This window comes from Acidimicrobiales bacterium (genome assembly GCA_016716005.1).
Taxonomy (GTDB): domain Bacteria; phylum Actinomycetota; class Acidimicrobiia; order Acidimicrobiales; family JADJXE01; genus JADJXE01.
The window spans coordinates 1,334,088-1,350,741 of sequence record JADJXE010000001.1 but is presented as its reverse complement, the minus strand read 5'-3'; the positions used below and the strand labels follow the sequence as shown (position 1 = coordinate 1,350,741).

Annotated in this window: 16 protein-coding genes; 12 read left to right on the top strand and 4 right to left on the bottom strand. The window is 75.5% G+C overall.

The genetic code is table 11. The features are described 5' to 3' along the window. Positions 1–67 precede the first annotated feature (67 nt). From IPM45_06565 to mnmA, 3 genes are read left to right on the top strand one after another with little or no spacing between them, the layout of a single operon-like run. A complete protein-coding gene (locus tag IPM45_06565; GenBank protein ID MBK9179228.1) occupies positions 68–973 on the top strand; it encodes an RDD family protein in 906 nt (301 codons plus the stop codon). After that, on the top strand, positions 970–2,130 hold the full coding sequence (locus IPM45_06560; GenBank protein ID MBK9179227.1) for a cysteine desulfurase: 1,161 nt from the start codon (positions 970–972) through the stop codon (positions 2,128–2,130). Before IPM45_06565 ends, IPM45_06560 begins: the two co-directional genes overlap by 4 nt. After that, positions 2,127–3,152 carry a tRNA 2-thiouridine(34) synthase MnmA gene (mnmA, locus tag IPM45_06555; GenBank protein MBK9179226.1) on the top strand — a complete coding sequence of 342 codons (1,026 nt, stop codon included), beginning with the start codon at positions 2,127–2,129 and terminating at the stop codon, positions 3,150–3,152. The genes IPM45_06560 and mnmA overlap by 4 nt, the downstream gene beginning before the upstream one ends. Positions 3,153–3,218: 66 nt before the next feature. Here mnmA and IPM45_06550 read toward each other — a convergent pair whose 3' ends face one another. Then, entirely contained in the window at positions 3,219–4,103 is an 885-nt protein-coding gene (locus IPM45_06550; protein ID MBK9179225.1) for a hypothetical protein, read from the bottom strand. A 153-nt stretch (positions 4,104–4,256) separates the two neighbouring features. Here IPM45_06550 and IPM45_06545 point away from each other — a divergent pair, with 153 nt between their 5' ends. Together IPM45_06545 and ligA are read left to right on the top strand one after the other, a co-directional pair. Beyond that, positions 4,257–5,270, top strand: a complete 1,014-nt coding sequence (locus IPM45_06545) for a hypothetical protein (protein ID MBK9179224.1) — start codon at positions 4,257–4,259, stop codon at positions 5,268–5,270. Between the two features lie 61 nt (positions 5,271–5,331). Continuing rightward, complete coding sequence (gene ligA, locus IPM45_06540) at positions 5,332–7,383, top strand: NAD-dependent DNA ligase LigA (GenBank protein ID MBK9179223.1); 2,052 nt, start codon at positions 5,332–5,334, stop codon at positions 7,381–7,383. A gap of 19 nt (positions 7,384–7,402) precedes the next feature. Here the strand turns inward: ligA and IPM45_06535 are convergent, their stop codons facing one another. Further along, positions 7,403–7,843 (bottom strand): hypothetical protein, encoded by a 441-nt coding sequence (locus IPM45_06535; GenBank protein MBK9179222.1) that lies wholly within the window; start codon positions 7,841–7,843, stop codon positions 7,403–7,405. A gap of 93 nt (positions 7,844–7,936) precedes the next feature. On the opposite strand from IPM45_06535, the gene IPM45_06530 reads away from it, so the two are divergent. The 3 genes from IPM45_06530 to IPM45_06520 all read left to right on the top strand — a co-directional run bounded on the left by IPM45_06530 (position 7,937) and on the right by IPM45_06520 (position 12,299). After that, positions 7,937–9,793 (top strand): protein kinase, encoded by a 1,857-nt coding sequence (locus IPM45_06530; GenBank protein MBK9179221.1) that lies wholly within the window; start codon positions 7,937–7,939, stop codon positions 9,791–9,793. A gap of 97 nt (positions 9,794–9,890) precedes the next feature. Continuing rightward, on the top strand, positions 9,891–10,769 hold the full coding sequence (locus IPM45_06525) for an SDR family oxidoreductase (protein ID MBK9179220.1): 879 nt from the start codon (positions 9,891–9,893) through the stop codon (positions 10,767–10,769). 102 nt (positions 10,770–10,871) lie between these two features. After that, the gene (locus IPM45_06520) at positions 10,872–12,299 is read left to right on the top strand and encodes an MFS transporter (protein ID MBK9179219.1); all 1,428 of its coding nucleotides are present in this window, start codon (positions 10,872–10,874) and stop codon (positions 12,297–12,299) included. A gap of 61 nt (positions 12,300–12,360) precedes the next feature. Here IPM45_06520 and IPM45_06515 read toward each other — a convergent pair whose 3' ends face one another. After that, positions 12,361–12,780, bottom strand: a complete 420-nt coding sequence (locus IPM45_06515; GenBank protein MBK9179218.1) for an SCP2 sterol-binding domain-containing protein — start codon at positions 12,778–12,780, stop codon at positions 12,361–12,363. Positions 12,781–12,993: 213 nt separating this feature from the next. Between IPM45_06515 and IPM45_06510 the strand changes: the two genes are divergently transcribed. The 4 genes from IPM45_06510 to IPM45_06495 are packed head-to-tail and all read left to right on the top strand — an operon-like array spanning position 12,994 to position 15,712. Beyond that, a complete protein-coding gene (locus IPM45_06510) occupies positions 12,994–13,227 on the top strand; it encodes a 4Fe-4S binding protein (protein MBK9179217.1) in 234 nt (77 codons plus the stop codon). 31 nt (positions 13,228–13,258) lie between these two features. After that, positions 13,259–14,017: an alpha/beta fold hydrolase gene (locus tag IPM45_06505; protein MBK9179216.1), complete on the top strand. Its 759-nt coding sequence runs from the start codon at positions 13,259–13,261 to the stop codon at positions 14,015–14,017. Further along, positions 14,014–14,916 carry a prolipoprotein diacylglyceryl transferase gene (locus IPM45_06500; GenBank protein MBK9179215.1) on the top strand — a complete coding sequence of 301 codons (903 nt, stop codon included), beginning with the start codon at positions 14,014–14,016 and terminating at the stop codon, positions 14,914–14,916. Before IPM45_06505 ends, IPM45_06500 begins: the two co-directional genes overlap by 4 nt. Continuing rightward, a complete protein-coding gene (locus IPM45_06495; GenBank protein MBK9179214.1) occupies positions 14,876–15,712 on the top strand; it encodes an enoyl-CoA hydratase in 837 nt (278 codons plus the stop codon). Before IPM45_06500 ends, IPM45_06495 begins: the two co-directional genes overlap by 41 nt. Positions 15,713–15,742: 30 nt before the next feature. Here the strand turns inward: IPM45_06495 and IPM45_06490 are convergent, their stop codons facing one another. Beyond that, positions 15,743–16,558: a survival protein SurE gene (locus IPM45_06490; protein ID MBK9179213.1), complete on the bottom strand. Its 816-nt coding sequence runs from the start codon at positions 16,556–16,558 to the stop codon at positions 15,743–15,745. Between the last annotated feature and the right edge of the window lie 96 nt (positions 16,559–16,654).

Genomic DNA, 16,654 nt, shown 5'->3' with positions numbered 1-16,654 from the left:
GGTCGATGCCGGCCCGTGATCACCCGCCGACGCGCTCCGGCGCGGGCCGCCCCGCCGGCGCCGGCTGATGCAGGTCCAGGGCACGGCGGCGGGCGTCGTCACGCCCGAGGCGGTGGTGCTGGAGTTCGAGACGGCGAGCGTGGGGTCGCGCGTGCTGGCCGCGGTCCTCGACCTGGCGGTCCAGGGCACCGCCCTGGTGCTCCTGCTGATGGCGCTGGCCGCCTTCTTCACCCAGGTCGAGACGGCCGCATGGGTCGGCGTGGCGCTGGTGACGGTGCTGCTGTTCGCGGTTCTGCTGGGCTATCCGGTCGCGCTGGAGACGCTGTGGCGGGGCCGCACGCTCGGCAAGGCCGCGCTGGGGCTGCGCGTGGTCACGACCGAGGGCGCACCGGTGCGGTTCCGGCACGCCGCGGTGCGCTCGGCCCTGGGGCTCGTCGACCTGTGGCTGTTCGCGGGCATGCCCGCGGTGATCAGCGTGCTCGTGACCCGGCGCGACCAGCGGCTGGGCGACCTGGCCGCGGGCACGCTGGTGCTCCGCGAGCGCAGCGCGGCCACCCCGCCACAGGCCCGCTGGTTCCCGGTGCCCGTCGGGGCGGAGGCCTACGTCGCCTCCCTCGACGTGGCCGTGCTCGACGCCGGCACGGCCCTGCTCGTCCGCTCGTTCCTGGTGCGGGCGCCCGACCTGGCCCCGGCGGCCCGCGCCGACCTGGCGTCGCGCCTGGCCCGCCGGGTGGCCGCCGAGCTGCGGCACACGCCACCACCGGGGATGCCGCCGGAGCTGTTCTGCGCGTGCGTGGCCGCGGCGGTGCAGGCGCGGGCCGCGCCGTGGCCGGGTCCCCCCGCGGGGCCGCCGCCGGGGGCGCCCCGGCCGTCGCCACCGCCGGCCGCGCCCCCGCCGTTGCCCGGAGCGCCCCCGCGACAGGCGGGGCCGGGAGGCACCCCGCCCCCGGGCGGCTTCGAGCCGCCGGCATGACCGGTCCGTACCCTGGAGCCGTGCCCACCGCGGTCGCCTACCTCGACCACGCCGCATCCACGCCCGTGCGGCCGCAGGCCGTCGAGACCGTGACGCGGGTCCTCACCGAGTTCCCCGGCAACCCCAGCGGTTCCCACGGCACAGCCCGGCGGGCCCGGCAGGTGCTGGAGGAGGCGCGCGAGGTCGTGGCCGCCCACCTCGGCGCGCGCCCACGCGAGGTGGTGTTCACCAGCGGCGGCACCGAGGCCGACAACCTGGCCGTGCTCGGCGCGGCCCGGTACCGGCACGGGGGCCGGGCGGTGTGCCCGGCCGCCGAGCACCACGCGGTGCTCCACCCCGTGGGTGCCGTCGGGGGCACCGTCGTCGCGGTGGACGGCACCGGTCTGGTCGACCTCGACGCGCTGGCCGACGCCCTCGACGACCGGGTCGCCGTCGTGTCGGTGATGCTCGCCAACAACGAGGTCGGCACGGTCACGCCCCTCGCCGACGTCGCCTCGCTGGTGCGCGAGCGCGCCCCCCGTGCCGTGCTGCACACCGACGCGGTCCAGGCCGCGGCGTGGCTCGACGTGTCCTCGCTGGCGGCACCGGCCGGGGCCGTGTCGATCAGCGGCCACAAGCTGGGCGGCCCCAAGGGCGTCGGCGTGCTCGTCGTGCGCGACGGTGTCGCGCTGGTCCCGCAGCTGCTCGGTGGCGGCCAGGAGCTCGAGCGGCGCAGCGGCACCCAGGACGTGGCCGGCGCGGCCGGCCTGGCCGCGGCCCTGGCGGCCTCGGCCACCGACCGGGCCGAGGCGGTGCAGCGGGTGGCCCGGCTGCGCGACCGGCTGGCCGACGGGCTGGCGGCGTCGGTGCCGGGCCTGGTCGAGACCGTGCCCCGGGCGCGCACGCTGCCCGGCTGGTGCCACGTGTGCATCGAGGGCGTCGAGGCCGAGGCCCTGCTCGTGCTGCTCGACCGGGCCGGCGTGCACGCGTCGGCCGCGTCGGCGTGCGCCAGCGGTGCCGTCTCGGCCTCGCACGTGCTGGCGGCCATGGGGGTGCCCGCGCGGCTGGCGCGGGGAGGCCTCCGCCTCACCCTCGGGGTCACGTCGACGCCCGCCGACGTCGACCGGGCGCTCGACGTGGTTCCCGGTGCCGTGGCTCGTCTCCGGGGCGCCCGGTGAACGTCCTCGTCGCCCTGTCCGGCGGCGTCGACTCGTCGGTCGCGGCAGCCCTCCTGCTCGACCAGGGCCACGACGTCACCGCCGTCACCCTGAAGCTGTGGGGCGGGCCGTCCGACCGGGGCTGCTGCTCGGCGGCCGACGTCGACGACGCCCGGCGGGTGGCACAGCAGCTCGGGATCGACCACTACGTGTTCAACTTCACCGACGACTTCGAGCACGACGTGGTCGAGCCGTACGTCGTCGCCCACCGCGACGGCCGGACGCCCAACCCGTGCGTGGCCTGCAACCGCCACCTCAAGTTCGGCCGGCTCCTCGACCGGGCCGACGCCCTCGGCTTCGACGCGCTGGCGACGGGCCACCACGCCCGGGTCCTCGCCGACGGGAGCGGGCCGGTGGTGGCCCGGGGCGCCGATCGGGCCAAGGACCAGTCCTACGTGCTCGCCGTGCTCGGTGCCGACGAGCTCGCCCGGTGCCTGTTCCCGGTCGGCGATCACACCAAGGCCGAGGTCCGGGCGCTGGCGGCGAGCCTCGGTCTGCGGACCGCGGGCAAGCCCGACAGCCAGGACGTGTGCTTCATCGGGTCCTCGGGCGGGCGGGCCTCGTTCCTCGGCCACCGCATCCCCCTGCGCCCGGGCCGGGTCGTCGACCTCGCGGGCCGGCCGGTCGGCCACGTCGACGCGGTCGAGCTGGTCACGGTGGGGCAGCGGCGGGGGCTCGGTGGTGGCGGGGGCGAGCGCCGCTTCGCGGTGGCCGTCGACGTGGACGCGGCGACGGTGACGGTGGGGTCCGCCGCCGACCTCTCGGTCGGCGGCGTCACGCTCGACGACGTGGCCTGGGTGCGGGGCCCGGTCGAGGGGCCGGTGCTGGCCCAGTGCAGCGCCCACGGCTCGTCGCGGCCGGGCCGGGTCGAGGGCGGCGTGCTGCACTGGGCGCAACCGCAGCGTCGCGTCGCGCCGGGCCAGCTGGTGGCCCTCTACGACCCGGGCGACGACGTGGTCGTCGGGAGCGGCACGGCCCGTTGACGGTGGTCGCGCCCCGGCGGTGGTCGGGCAGGGCCCGCCCCCGCCCCGCCCCGCCCCGGTCGCGGATCAGCCGACGGGGATGCGGCGTCGCCGCGCCTCGGCCACGGCCCGGCCGGGCCGGGTGGGGGCCACGAGCAGCGCGGTGGGCGAGGCGGGGGCCTGGCCGCGACCGCGCCGCGCCAGCACCGGGACCGCGGCGCCCGGCCGGAGCCGGATCTCGAGGGCCAGGCCCAGGGCCCGCTGCGTGAGGTCGAGGGCGTCGGTGCCGGCCAGCGCCGGCCCGAGCGACGCCAGGTCGACCCGGCGGACGAGCACCGAGTCGACCAGGCCCACGGGGTCGTGCACCACCAGCCCGGCCGGCACGAAGACCAGCCACCGGCGCGCCAGCTGGTGCAGCGCTCGCACGCAGACCGCAGCCAGGGGGAGCCCCACGGCGAGGGTGGCCGCACCGAGCACCCACTGCCGGGCGGCGAGCAGCAGCGGCCCCGTCGCCAGCCCGGCGACGGCGACGGCCCAGGCCAGCTCGACCGGGCCGAGCAGCAGGATCCCCGGCGGGCGGAGCGGCAGCCGCGTCTCGTCGCCGTAGGCCGAGCCCTGGACGAACGCCGCCCCGAGGGGCGCGGCCAGCGCCAGGACGGCGGCGATGGTGCTGACCGCCAGCCCGCCGGGTGCCACGTGGCCGGCCAGCGCGGCCGCCACGGCGGCGGCGACGGCGGCCGGGGCGCCGATCCGCACGATGGTGAGGCTCGCCGTGCTCGTCACCAGCGACGCACCCAGCACCACCGCCCAGCCCAGCCAGAGCCCCGTGGCCGCCACGGCGCGCACCGGCCCGCTGGCGTCGTCGAGCGCAGCGCCCAGCGCCGGCCCGGCGAGGAAGGGCAGCGACAGCCACACCAGCCGGAACCCCCAGACGAGCAGCCTCCGGGACGGCGGCGGGGCCGGGCGGGCCACCGGTCGCGCGTCGGGCGCACCGGGTGCGGGTCGTCGTGCCACCCGATCAGACTTGCGCGGCAGGGCGGTGACTGGCCAACGTGGGGGGGTGATGGTCGCCTGGGGGGAGGCGGCGGCCCGGGGGCCGCGAACCGGTTGGGGACGCGCGCGGAGGTGGAGTCACCCGTGATCGACGTGCTGTGCACCGGGTCCGCCACCGCCATCGGCAGCCTGCCTCACCACGACCCCGTCGACGCCGCCGGGTTCGTGCTGGAGCGCCTCCCGGCGCTGCCCGCCGCGCCGTCGCTCCCGAACCGGTCGCCCGCGGAGGGCATGCTGGGCCAGGCGGTCAGTGGGGTGCCCGGGGTGCACGTCGACGCCGACGGCCGGCTGGTCGTCGACGTCGAGCGGCTCGACCCGGCGGGTGTGCCCGAGCCCGATCTCGACGGCGACTCCTTCGCGGGCCTGCGGGCGTTCCTCCACGCCGTCCACGGGCGCCGCGACCCGGTGAAGGTCCAGCTGACCGGGCCGGTCACGCTGGGGCTGGCGCTCCACCGTGCCGGAGCACCGGTGGAGACCGCGTTCGCGGTGGCCGGCGCCGCCACCCGCTCGCTGAGCAGCGCCCTGCTCGCCCGCACGGCCGCGGCCGCCCCACACGCCACGCCCGTGGTGTTCTTCGACGAGCCGGGCCTGGTGGCCCTGCCCCGTGCCGGCTTCCCGCTGCCGCTCGACGACGCCATCGATCTCCTCTCCGGCGCGCTGGCCGCGGTGGAGCGGGTGGCGATCACCGGCGTGCACTGCTGCGGGGCCACCGACTGGGGCGCCGTCGTGCGGTCCGGACCTGCGGTGCTGTCGCTTCCGGTCGCAACGGCCTCGGCTCGTGCCGCGGGCACGCTGGCCGGGCATCTCGACCGGGGCGGCTGGATCGCCTGGGGAGCGGTGCCGACCGACGGCCCGCTGGGCACGTCGGCCGACCTGCTGTGGCGGCGGCTGGGGACGCTGTGGTGCGAGCTGGTCGAGGCCGGCTGCGACCCGGTGCGCCTCCGGGCCCAGGCGCTGGTGACGCCGGCGTGCGGTCTGGCCGGCCACGGGCGGTCGCAGGCCGACCGGGTGCTCGGCCTGACGCGTAACCTGGCCGCCCGCATCCACGACCAGGCGTCGGCGGCCCGGTTCTCGATCGGGGCGTAGCGCCGGCCGCGGCCTCGGGCCCCGCCTTCGGCGACGCACGCCCTCGGTAGGCTCGACCGCCATGGCGGTCCCCGAGGGCGTGGCGGCACGGGTGGACGACCTGCGGCGGCAGATCCGCCACCACGACGAGCGCTACTTCGTGCTCGACGAGCCCGAGATCAGCGATGCCGACTACGACGCGCTGGTGCGGGCGCTGCGGGCCCTCGAGGACGAGTTCCCCGAGCTGATCACCCCCGACTCGCCGACCCAGCGCCCCGGTGGCGGCGCGGCGGCCGCCTTCGCGCCGGTGGAGCACCGGGTTCCGATGATGTCGCTCGACAACGCGTTCTCGATCGACGAGCTCGAGGCGTGGGGGCGGCGGACCGCACGGCTGCTCGACGGGGCGCCCACCCGCTACGTGTGCGAGCCGAAGATCGACGGGCTGGCCATCTCGATCCGCTACCAGGGCGGCCGGCTGGTGCAGGCGGCCACCCGCGGCGACGGACGGGTGGGCGAGGACGTCACCGCCAACGTGCGCACCATCGGCTCCGTGCCCCACCAGCTCGCGGGCGCCCCCGAGGTGCTCGAGGTGCGGGGCGAGGTGTACATGCCGGTCTCGGCGTTCGAGGCGCTCAACCGGCGCCAGGCCGAGGCGGGCGACCGGCTGTTCGTGAACCCGCGCAACTCAGCCGCGGGCTCGCTGCGCCAGAAGGACCCTGCGATCACCGCCAGCCGCGAGCTCTCGCTGTGGGTGTACCAGAGCGGCGAGGTCGTGGGTGGCCCCGATCTCGCCACCCACATCGACACCCTCGCCTTCCTCGCGGCGCTCGGCCTGCCCGTGAACCCCGAGATCGGTGTCGTCGACCAGCTGGACGAGGTCGCCTCGTTCTGCCGCCGGCACCTCGAGCACCGCCACGACCTCGACTACGAGATCGACGGCGTCGTCGTGAAGGTCGACGACCTGGCGCAGCGCGAGCGGCTCGGGTCGACGTCGAAGGCACCGCGGTGGGCGATCGCCTTCAAGTTCCCACCGGAGGAGCGGACCACGAAGCTGCTCGACATCCAGGTGTCGATCGGCCGCACCGGTCGGGCCACCCCGTACGCCGTCCTCGAGCCGGTGTTCGTCGGGGGCTCCACCGTGGGGATGGCCACCCTCCACAACGAGGACCAGGTCCGTCTCAAGGACGTGCGCCCGGGCGACACGGTGGTGGTGCGCAAGGCGGGCGACGTGATCCCCGAGGTCGTCAGGCCGGTGCTGGCCGAGCGCCCGCCCGGGCTGCCCCCCTGGCGGTTCCCCACCACGTGCCCGGGGTGCGGGGGGCCGCTCGTGCGCCACCCGGGCGAGAGCGACACCTTCTGCATCGACGTCGACTGCCCGCTGCAGCTCGAGCAGCGGGTGATCCACTTCGCCTCCCGCGGTGCCATGGACATCGAGGGCCTCGGCGAGCGCACCGTGGCCCTGCTCGTGGAGCGGGGTCTGGTGCGCGACGTGGCCGACCTCTACGCCCTGCGGGCCGACGACCTGCTGGCCTTCGAGGGCTTCGGCGACGTGAGCGTGGCCAACCTGCTCGCCGCCATCGAGGCGTCGAGGCATCGGCCGCTCGACCGGCTGCTCGTCGGCCTCGGCATCCGCCACCTGGGGGGTGCCGGCGCCGAGGCCGTGTCCCGGGCCTTCGGCAACCTCGACGCGGTGCTCGCGGCGGCCGAGGCCGACCTGGCCACTGTCGAGGGTGTGGGGCCGGTGATCGCCCGCAGCGTGGTCGACTTCCTGGCCAGCCCCCGCAACCGGGCGGTGGTCGAGCGCCTCCGGGCCGCCGGCGTCGAGCTGGGCCGCGAGGCGGAGGTGCCCCACGTTCCCCAGGTGCTGGCGGGCCTGTCGGTGGTCGTCACCGGCACCCTCGACGGGTTCTCCCGGGAGGAGGCCGAGGCTGCCGTGAAGGCGCGCGGGGGCAAGGCCCCCGGCAGCGTGTCCCGGCGCACCACGGCGGTGGTGGTGGGGGCCGACCCGGGCGCGTCGAAGCTCACGAAGGCCGCGGAGCTGGGCGTGCCACTGCTCGACGAGGCCGGCTTCCGTCAGCTGCTCGACACCGGCTCGTTCCCCGAGCGCCGGCTCGCCCCGCCGGCAGAGGCCTGATCGTTCGCCGCCGGCGCGCTCAGGCCACCGAGAAGGTCCACGTCACCCGCCGCGACCGCTCGCGCCCCTCGGCCGCCGGCCACAGCTCGGCGGTGATCGTGTGGTCGCCGGGAGCGAACTCCTCGATCTCCTTGCCCGGGCCTGGCTGGTAGAGGAACTGGCCGAGGGGGTTCGTCTCAAGGTTCGTCGGGTCGGCGATCGTGTACTGGTCGAGGGGGATCTCGACGCCGTCGATCACGAGCACCGCGACGTAGCCCGGTGCCAGGTCCACCCCCGCCTGGGCCTGCCGCAGCACCAGCTCGCCCGGCCGGGGAACCTGCAGCTCGACGGCCGCGTCGGTCACCGTCACGGCGGGGCCGGTGCGGCCCCGCGTCACGCCGATCACGATGGCGAGCACGGCGCCCACGACGATCCCGCCCAGGAGCAGGCGGCGTAGCAGGTCTCGGGTGGAGGGGCCCATGTCCGGGACAGTCTCGCAGCGCCGACCCCCTCGGGGCCGTCGCGGGGCCCCGATTGCCACGGTTCGCGCGGGGGAGGCGGGTAGGTTGGCGCGGTGGCCACGTCCCGGATGGCCGAACAGATCGGCCGGGTCCTGGGGGGGCGCTACCGCCTGATCGCCGTGCTCGGCACGGGTGCATCGGCCCAGGTGTACCTGGCCGACGACGTGGTCCTTCGTCGCCGGGTGGCCGTGAAGCTGCTGCACCCCGCCCTGGCCGACGACGAGGCGTTCCTGCGCCGCTTCCGCGCCGAGGCGCGGGCCGCGGCCGCCCTCAGCCACCCCAACGTGCTCGCCGTGTACGACTGGGGCGACGACGACGGCACGCCGTACCTGGTGATGGAGTACCTCAGCGGCGGGAGCCTGCGGACCCTGCTCGACCGGGGCCTGCGCCTGTCGCCCTCCCAGGCCCTCGAGGTGGGCCTCCAGGTGGCGCGAGGCCTCGACTACGCGCACCGCCGGGGCTTCGTGCACCGCGACATCAAGCCGGCCAACCTGCTGTTCGATGACGAGGGGCGGGTGCGGATCGCCGACTTCGGGCTGGCGCGCGCCCTGGCCGAGGCCGGCTGGACCGAGCCCACCGGCGCCGTGGTGGGGACGGCGCGCTACGTGTCGCCCGAGCAGGCCAAGGGCGACCCGGTCGACGGCAAGACCGACGTGTACTCGCTGGCCCTCGTGCTGATCGAGTCGGTCACCGGCCAGGTGCCGTTCGCGGCCGACACCACCGTCGCCACCCTGATGGGCCGGGTCGACACCCTGCTGCCGGTGCCCGACGAGCTGGGTCCGCTGCAGGCGGTGCTCGAGCGGGGTGGTCGCCCCGACCCGGTCGAGCGCTTCGACGCGGCTGCGCTGGGCCGTGCCCTGGTGGCGTCGGCCACGCAGCTGCCGCGCCCGGAGCCCCTGCCCCTCGACGCGCCCGACCCGGCCCTCGACGCCCTGCCCGAGCTCGACCCCACCATGCTCCCCGCGGGGGGGACGGCGCCGCCCGCCGGCGGGCGCCCACCGGCGGCGACGAGCCGGAAGGGGCGTCGTTGGCCCGTCGTGCTGGCCGTCGTGCTCGCGGTGGTGGCCGGCGCGGTGGGGGCGTTCTTCGTGGTGCAGGCCCGCACCCCCACCCACGAGGTGCCCCCGCTGGTGGGCGGTTCCGAGGTGGACGCCCAGCGGGACGTGGCCGAGTTCGGGTGGAAGGTGGAGGTCGAGCCGACGCGCGTCGACGGCACGGTGCCCGGCGAGGTGGTGGCCCAGGACCCGGAGGCCGGCACGCGGCTGCGGGAGGGTCGCACGCTCCGCCTGACCGTGTCCGAGGGGCCCACCCTCACCGCCGTGCCCGACCTCGGCGAGGTCACCCAGGACGAGGCCCTGGCGCAGCTGGCGGCGGCCGAGCTGGCCGTCGGCCAGGTCAAGCCCGATCCCAGCGAGACGGTGCCCGCGGGCGTGGTGATGAGCTGGTGGGCCGGCGGCGAGCAGCTCGCGCCCGGTGCCGAGCTCCCCAAGGGGACCCCGGTCGACCTGGTGGTCTCGGCCGGTCCGGCCCCTCGCACGGTCCCGCCGCTGGCCGGCGGCACGTTCGAGCAGGCCGAGGTGGCCCTGGCCGAGCTGGGCCTGGTGGCCGAGCGCAACGACGTGTTCTCCGACACCGTGGACGTCGGGCTGGTCCTGTCGACCGAGCCGGCCGAGGGCGAGGCCGCAGCCCGCGACTCCACCGTGGTCGTCAACGTGTCGAAGGGTCCCGACCTGGTCACCGTGCCCCAGGTGGCGGGCCAGAGCCTCGACGGCGCGGCGGCCTCCCTCGAGGCGGCCGGGTTGGTGCCCGGGCAGGTGTTCGGCCCGGCGCGGGGCCGGGCGCTCACCACCAGCCCCACCGGCGGCCAGGTGGTCGGGCGGGGCACGGTCGTCGACATCTACCTGGGCTGATCGGCGGCGGGGAGCGGGACTTGCGCGCCCCCCCTCCCTCGGGCGAAGGTTCCCGGCCACCGGCGGCCGGCCGGGCCAGTGAGGGGAGGACTGCACCATGGGGGCTCTGGACGGACGCGTCGCCATCATCACCGGCGCCGGGCGCGGCATCGGCAGGGAGCACGCGCTGCTCTACGCATCCGAGGGCGCCAAGGTCGTGGTCAACGACCTGGGCGGCAACATGGACGGCACCGGTGGCGACCTGTCGGCGGCCCAGCAGGTGGTCGAGGAGATCCGCGCCATGGGCGGCGAGGCCGTCGCCAACCACGACGACGTTGCCGACTGGGAGGGTGGCCAGCGGCTGATCAACGCCGCGGTCGAGGCCTTCGGCGGCCTGGACGTGCTGGTGAACAACGCCGGCATCCTGCGCGACCGGGTGCTCGTGAACATGACCGAGGACGAGTGGGACGCCGTGATCCACGTCCACCTGAAGGGCCACTTCGTCCCCACCCGCTGGGCCGCCGCGTACTGGCGCGAGCAGGTGAAGGCGGGCAAGGAGGTGCGGGCGAACATCGTCAACACCTCGTCGACCTCGGGCCTCATCGGCAACCCCGGCCAGACGAACTACGGCGCGGCCAAGGCCGGCATCGCCGCCTTCACGGTGATCTGCGCCCAGGAGCTGAACCGCTACGGGGTCCGCAGCAACTGCATCGCCCCGGCCGCCCGCACCCGCCTCACCGAGGCCACGCCTGGTCTCGGTGACATGGTGAGGCCGCCCGAGGACCCGGGTGCGTTCGACGTGTGGGACCCGGCGAACATCTCGCCGCTGGTCGCGTACCTGGCCACCGTCGACTGCCCCTTCAACGGCAAGGTGTTCTTCGTGCAGGGCGGCACCGTCAAGCTGTTCACGCCGTGGCGCATGGCCGAGGGCATCGAGCGCGACAGCCGCTGGACGGTCGCCGACCTCCAGGCCGAGCTCTCCAAGCTCGCCGGCTGACCGCGGGGCGTGCCCCGTCCCCGAGCGACGGAGCCGCAGCCTCGGGACCCGCACCCGGTCGGGAAGGGTGGCAACGAGGCGAGCAGCGTCGCCATCGACGCCGTGGGCGCCGACGAGGTCGCGGTCGCGCCCTGGCCGCTGCTGCTCCACCGCCGGCTGGCCGAGCGCGCCCGCGCCAGCACCCGCTTCCCGTGGGTCGTGCTGGCCACCGTGCTCTTCGGGCTGGGGACCGTGGGGGCCACCATCACCCTCCTGGCTGTGTCGATCCCGTCGATCGCCGACGACCTCGGGGCGGCCGACAGCACGCTGACCTGGGTGATCACCGGCCCGCTGCTGGTGTTCGGCGTGGTGGGACCGGCCCTCGGGAAGGCGGCCGACCGCTACGGCCACCGGCGGCTGTTCCTGGTGGGGATGACCGGCGCCATGGTGTTCGCCGGCCTCACCGCGGTGGCGTGGAGCGCGGCGTCCCTCATCGCCTTCCGGGTGCTGGGAGCCGGCCTCGGGGCCGCGGCCGGGCCCGCCTCGTTGGCCCTCATCAACAGCGTCTTCCCCCCCGACCAGCGGGTGAAGGCCCTCGGCTTCTGGTCGATGGTGGCGGCCGGAGCCCCCGTGCTGGGGGTGGTGGTCGGCGGGCCCGTGGTGGAGGCCTTCGGATGGCGGTGGATCTTCCTCGCCCAGGTGCCGTTGATCCTCGTCGGGATCGTGTGGGCGGCCGCCGTCCTGCCCGAGACGGAGCGCCGGGACGGCGGCCGCTTCGACGTGCTCGGAGCCGTCACCCTGGCGGTCACCGTCACGAGCCTGCTCTTCGCGCTCAACCGGGGCACGGCCTGGGGGTGGTCGAACCCGGTGGTGGTGCTCGGCTTCGCGCTGGTGCCGATCGCGGGGGCGGCCTTCCTCGCCGTCGAGCGTCGGGCCGCGGACCCGCTCATCCCCCTGCGGTACTGGCGGCGCCGCAACTTCGCCGCGCCCGTGGTGACGCAGTTCTTCACGAACTTCGCCTACATGGGCGGGTTCATCATCACGCCCCTGCTGCTGCAGGACGTGCTCGGCTACGGCGAGACCCGCACCGGCCTGCTCTCGATCTTCCGGCCGCTCACGTTCTCGATCGCGGGGCCGCTGGCCGGCTTCGTGACGGTGCGCGTCGGGGAGCGCGCCGCCGGGGTCGGGGGTGCCCTGATCGTGGCCGCGTCGATGGTGGGGCTGGCCACGGTGGCGCCGGGCACGTCCGACCTGGTGATCATCGGGGCGCTGGCCCTCTCGGGCCTGGGCCTCGGCTGGTCGTCACCGGCGATGGCGGCGTCGATCGCCAACTCGGTCTCCGAGGACGACCTCGGCGTGGCCGGTGCCACCCAGCAGCTGGTGAGCCAGGTGGGGGTCGTGGCCGGCATCCAGATCATGCAGACCGTGCAGCTCGGCAGGGTCGACGCGGTGGGGTTGGCCGCCTCGTACCACCAGGCCTACCTGGTGGGGGCCGCGGTGTGCCTCCTGGGTGCGCTGACAGCGTCGTTCGTGCGCTCGTCGGCGCGCTGACCCCTGCCGCGGAGCGGGGGCGCCACCTGGCGCCCCCTGCCCTCGCTCACCCTCCGACGGGTCACTCGTCGGAGGTCATGTCCTTGATCTTCGCGGCCAGCTCGTGGGCGACGGGGTCGGGCCCGCCGGCCTGCATGGCCATCAGCTTCGTCATGTCTCCCTGCACCTTGATCTTGCCCGACATGAACGCCTGCATCCCGGCCTGCGGGTTCTGGTCGACGAAGATCGCCTTGGCGGTGGCGTAGTCGACCGTCACGGTGACGTCGGGGGTGTCGAGGTGGCCGAGGCCCATCTCCATCTCGCCCGACGAGCTGTCCATGTGGATCTCGATGGTGGTGTGCTCGCCACTGAAGGGCACCTCGGTGATGATCTGGTTCATCTTCACCGAGTGGGCCATGGGCTTGGTCTTCCCGCGGTACTCCTCGCGGATCCGCTGGGCCTCCTCCATCCACTCCTCGCTCAGGAATCTGTGCTTCGTCACCGTGGGGCTCCTTGGTCGTGTCGCCTGGCTCGTGGCTCGGCGCACGCTAGCAACGCCTCGGCCCGTTCGTCGCGGGCGTCCGGCGGTCGTGGGCGGCCGGATCGGCCGCCCTGTCGTTCGGTAGGGTCTGCCTCCGTGGCCGGCACCCGGGGGGATCGCATCGCGGCCCGGCAGCGCAAGGCGACGTGGCAGCAGCCTCCCCTTCGGATCGAGATGTCGGAGTGCATCAGCTGCGACACGTGCCTGCGGCACTGCCCGCCGCAGTTCGGCGCCATCTTCAACCACGGGATCGACGTGATCATCGTGCCCGAGCTGTGCTCGGGCTGCGGCAAGTGCCTCGACCCCTGCCCCGTCGACTGCATCTACGAGGACCCCGACTGGACGCCGGCCGCCGAGGGCTGGTGGCTGGAGCCGCTCGGTCCGAACGACCCGTACGTCCGGCGCTGATGCCGGGCGCTCACCCCAGGAGGGCACTGCGATGACGCCCCGACCCCTGCCCGGCGCCGAGCCCCTGTCGGCTCCCGGCGGCCCCCACGGCGCGCTCGTGCTGCACGGCTTCACGGGCTGCCCCCACTCCATGCGCGGCCTGGCCGAGGCCTTCGCAGCCGCCGGCTTCGCGGTCGAGCTCCCCCTGCTCCCGGGGCACGGCACGTCGGTCAACGACATGCTCGAGACGAGCTGGGCCGACTGGTCGGCCGCGGCCGAGGCCGCCTACCTCGACCTGGCCGCTCGCTGCGACCGGGTGGTCGTCGCCGGGCTGTCGATGGGGGGCACGCTCACCTGCTGGCTGGCGACGCGCCACCCCGAGATCGCAGGGATCGTCTGCATCAACGCCGCGGCCGAGAAGCCCGACGAGCACTTCAAGGAGATCGTGCAGGGCATGCTCGATCAGGGCCTCGCGGTGATGCCGGGCATCGGCTCCGACATCGCCGATCCCGACGTGCGCGAGCTCGCCTACGAGGAGACGCCGCTCGCGCCCCTCCTGTCGCTCTTCGCCGCCTTCGACGACCTCGGCCCCCGGCTCGGGGGCATCACCTGCCCGGCGCTGGTCATGACGAGCCCGCAGGACCACGTCGTGCCGCCCACCTCGAGCGATCTGCTGGCTGCGTCGGTCGGCGGGCCGGTCGAGCGGGTCACGCTCGAGCGCAGCTACCACGTGGCCACGCTCGACCACGACCGGGCCCTCATCGAGGAGGCGGCGGTGTCCTTCGCCCACCGGGTCGTCGGCGCGCCGTGATCCCCGTGCTGGCCGGGGCGGGGTCGTGGCTCGCCTCGATCCCGAGCCCCGGCTCGAACGCCATCCACCTGGGCCCGCTCCAGCTGCGGGCCTACGGGGTGATGATCGCGCTGGGCGTCCTCGCCGCTGCGTGGCTGGCGAACCGCCGGTGGATCGAGCGCGGCGGGGCCGAGGGCGACATCGCGAACCTGGCCCTCTGGGCCGTCCCGGCCGGCGTGGTCGGCGCGCGGCTCTACCACGTGATCACCGACTACCAGCGCTTCACCGACGATCCGATCCGGGCCCTGTACATCTGGGAGGGCGGCCTCGGCATCCCCGGGGGGATCGCGCTGGGTGCAGCCGCCGGCGTGTGGGTCGCCCACCGTCGCCACCTCCCGCTCGGCCCGCTGGCCGACGCCATCGCGCCGGCCCTGCCGCTGGCCCAGGCGATCGGCCGGCTCGGGAACTGGTTCAACCAGGAGCTCTTCGGCCGCCCCACGACGTTGCCGTGGGGCCTCGAGATCGATCCCGACCGCTGGCCGGCCGGCTACGTCGGCCCCGGCACGTTCCACCCCGCGTTCCTGTACGAGGTGCTGTGGAACCTGGCCCTCGTCGGGCTGCTGCTCTGGGTCGACCGCAGGCGGTGGCTGCCCCGCGGCTACCTGTTCGCCCTGTACGTCGGCGGCTACGCCCTCGGCCGCCTGTGGATCGAGCGGCTCCGCATCGACCCGGCCAACGAGATCCTCGGGCTGCGCGTCAACGAGGTGGTCATGGGGGTGCTGCTGGTCGGCTCGGTCGCGTTCTTGGTGTTCGGCCTGGTGCGCCACCGGGGAGAGCCCCGGGAGGCGATCGCCGGCCAGGTCTCGGCGGTGCCGCCCGGTGCCGACGTCGACGCGACCCCGGAGGAGACCAGTGAGTGACGTGGTCCTGTACGAGCAGCGGGGCGCGGTGGCGCTCCTCACCCTGAACCGCCCCCAGCGGCTCAACGCCTGGACCGACGAGCTGGGCCGGCGGTACTTCGACCTGCTCGACCGGGCCGCCGACGACCCCGAGGTGCGGGTGATCGTGGTGACCGGGGCCGGCCGCGGCTTCTGTGCCGGCGCCGACATGGAGCTGCTGCAGGAGATCGGCGCGGCAGGGGCCGGGGCCGGGGCCGGGGCCGGCGAGGTCGCCCGCGACCAGCGCTCCCAGCTCCACACCCTGAGCATCCCGAAGCCGGTCATCGCCGCGATCAACGGGGCCTGCGCGGGGCTGGGGCTGGTGCAGGCCCTCATGTGCGACCTGCGGTTCGCGGCCGAGGGAGCGAAGCTCACCACCGCCTTCTCCCGGCGCGGGCTGGTCGCCGAGCACGGCGTGTCGTGGGTGCTGCCCCGGCTCGTCGGCCCGGCGCGTGCCCTCGACCTGCTGCTGTCGGGCCGGGTCTTCCTCGCCGAGGAGGCCTACGAGCTCGGGGTGGTCAACCAGGTGCTGGCGCCGGGGGACCTGCTCGCCGGCGCCCTCGCGTACGCCGACGATCTGGCCCTCAACTGCTCGCCCGCTTCGATGGCGGCGATGAAGCACCAGGTGTACGCGCACCTGGAGGCGGGCTCGGCCGCCGCCCTCGAGGAGTCGACCCGGCTCATGGTCGGGTCGTTCGGCGCCCCCGACTTCGCCGAGGGCGTTGCCAGCTTCCTCGAGAAGCGCCCGCCCGCCTTCCCGCCCCTCCAGCGGGGCTAGCGCGCCGGCGGCTGGCCGGGCCGCAGCGGCTCAGGTCGCGGGCACCGGGGCCAGCGGCGCGAAGCCGTTCATGAAGGCGTCGATGTCGTCGGCGGGGTCCTCCACCGTCGAGGTGCAGCTGGTCGTGAGCAGGTCGCGCCCGCCGGCGTCGGTCGCGGTGGGCACGTCGACCACGCCTCGGACCGAACCGGACGGGCAGGTGGGCACGTTCAGGTTCTCGACCACGCCGTCGGCGGCCTCGCCGGAGACGATGGCGTCGCGGTGCTCCTCGAGCCAGGCGATCGCCAGCTCCGCCCCGGTGGCGAAGTCGGGGCTGTCGGCGATGCCCTGGCTCACGGCCAGGGCGGGGATCCCGCGGGCCTCGGCTGCCCTGGCGGCCCCGACGGTGCCCGACACCTGGGTGAGGGGGCCCAGGTTCTGGCCGTTGTTGATCCCGGAGATGACCAGGTCGGGCCGCTCGGCCAGGCCGCCGAGATCGGTCGCCCAGATGACGGTGTCGGCGGGGAAGCCGGCCACCGCGGTGGCCGGGAAGCCACTGGCGGTGGTGGCGTCGGCCACGGCCAGCTCGCCCGGGGTGGTCGATCCGCCCGTGCCGCTCTGGTTGGTGGCCGGCGCGACGACGATCACCTCCACACCGGGCTGAGCCCGCAGGGCCTCCACCAGCACGTCGATGCCGGGGGCGCCCACCCCGTCGTCGTTGGTGACCAGGATTCGCAGGGGCTCGGGCAGGGCCGAGGTGTCGGGCGCGTCGGCCCCGGTGCCGGCCGGCGCGGTGGTGTCGGGCCTGGTGGCGTCGGCCCCACTCTCGCCGTCGCCGCCGCACCCCGAGGCGCCGAGGGTCAGCATCGCCGTGCAGATCACCGAGAGCGCCGGGCTGGGGATTCGCACGTTGCATCCTCCTCGTGACCGGGGGGGGGGGGCGTCCATGCTCGACGGCGTACG

Coding starts and splice junctions, on each gene's coding strand:
- IPM45_06565 (MBK9179228.1), top strand. CDS start 68: ATGCAGGTCCAGGGCACGGCGGCGGGCGTCGTCACGCCCGAGGCGGTG.
- IPM45_06560 (MBK9179227.1), top strand. CDS start 970: ATGACCGGTCCGTACCCTGGAGCCGTGCCCACCGCGGTCGCCTACCTC.
- ligA (MBK9179223.1), top strand. CDS start 5,332: ATGGCGGTCCCCGAGGGCGTGGCGGCACGGGTGGACGACCTGCGGCGG.
- IPM45_06535 (MBK9179222.1), bottom strand. CDS start 7,843: ATGGGCCCCTCCACCCGAGACCTGCTACGCCGCCTGCTCCTGGGCGGG.
- IPM45_06525 (MBK9179220.1), top strand. CDS start 9,891: ATGGGGGCTCTGGACGGACGCGTCGCCATCATCACCGGCGCCGGGCGC.
- IPM45_06510 (MBK9179217.1), top strand. CDS start 12,994: ATGTCGGAGTGCATCAGCTGCGACACGTGCCTGCGGCACTGCCCGCCG.
- IPM45_06505 (MBK9179216.1), top strand. CDS start 13,259: ATGACGCCCCGACCCCTGCCCGGCGCCGAGCCCCTGTCGGCTCCCGGC.
- IPM45_06490 (MBK9179213.1), bottom strand. CDS start 16,558: ATGCTGACCCTCGGCGCCTCGGGGTGCGGCGGCGACGGCGAGAGTGGG.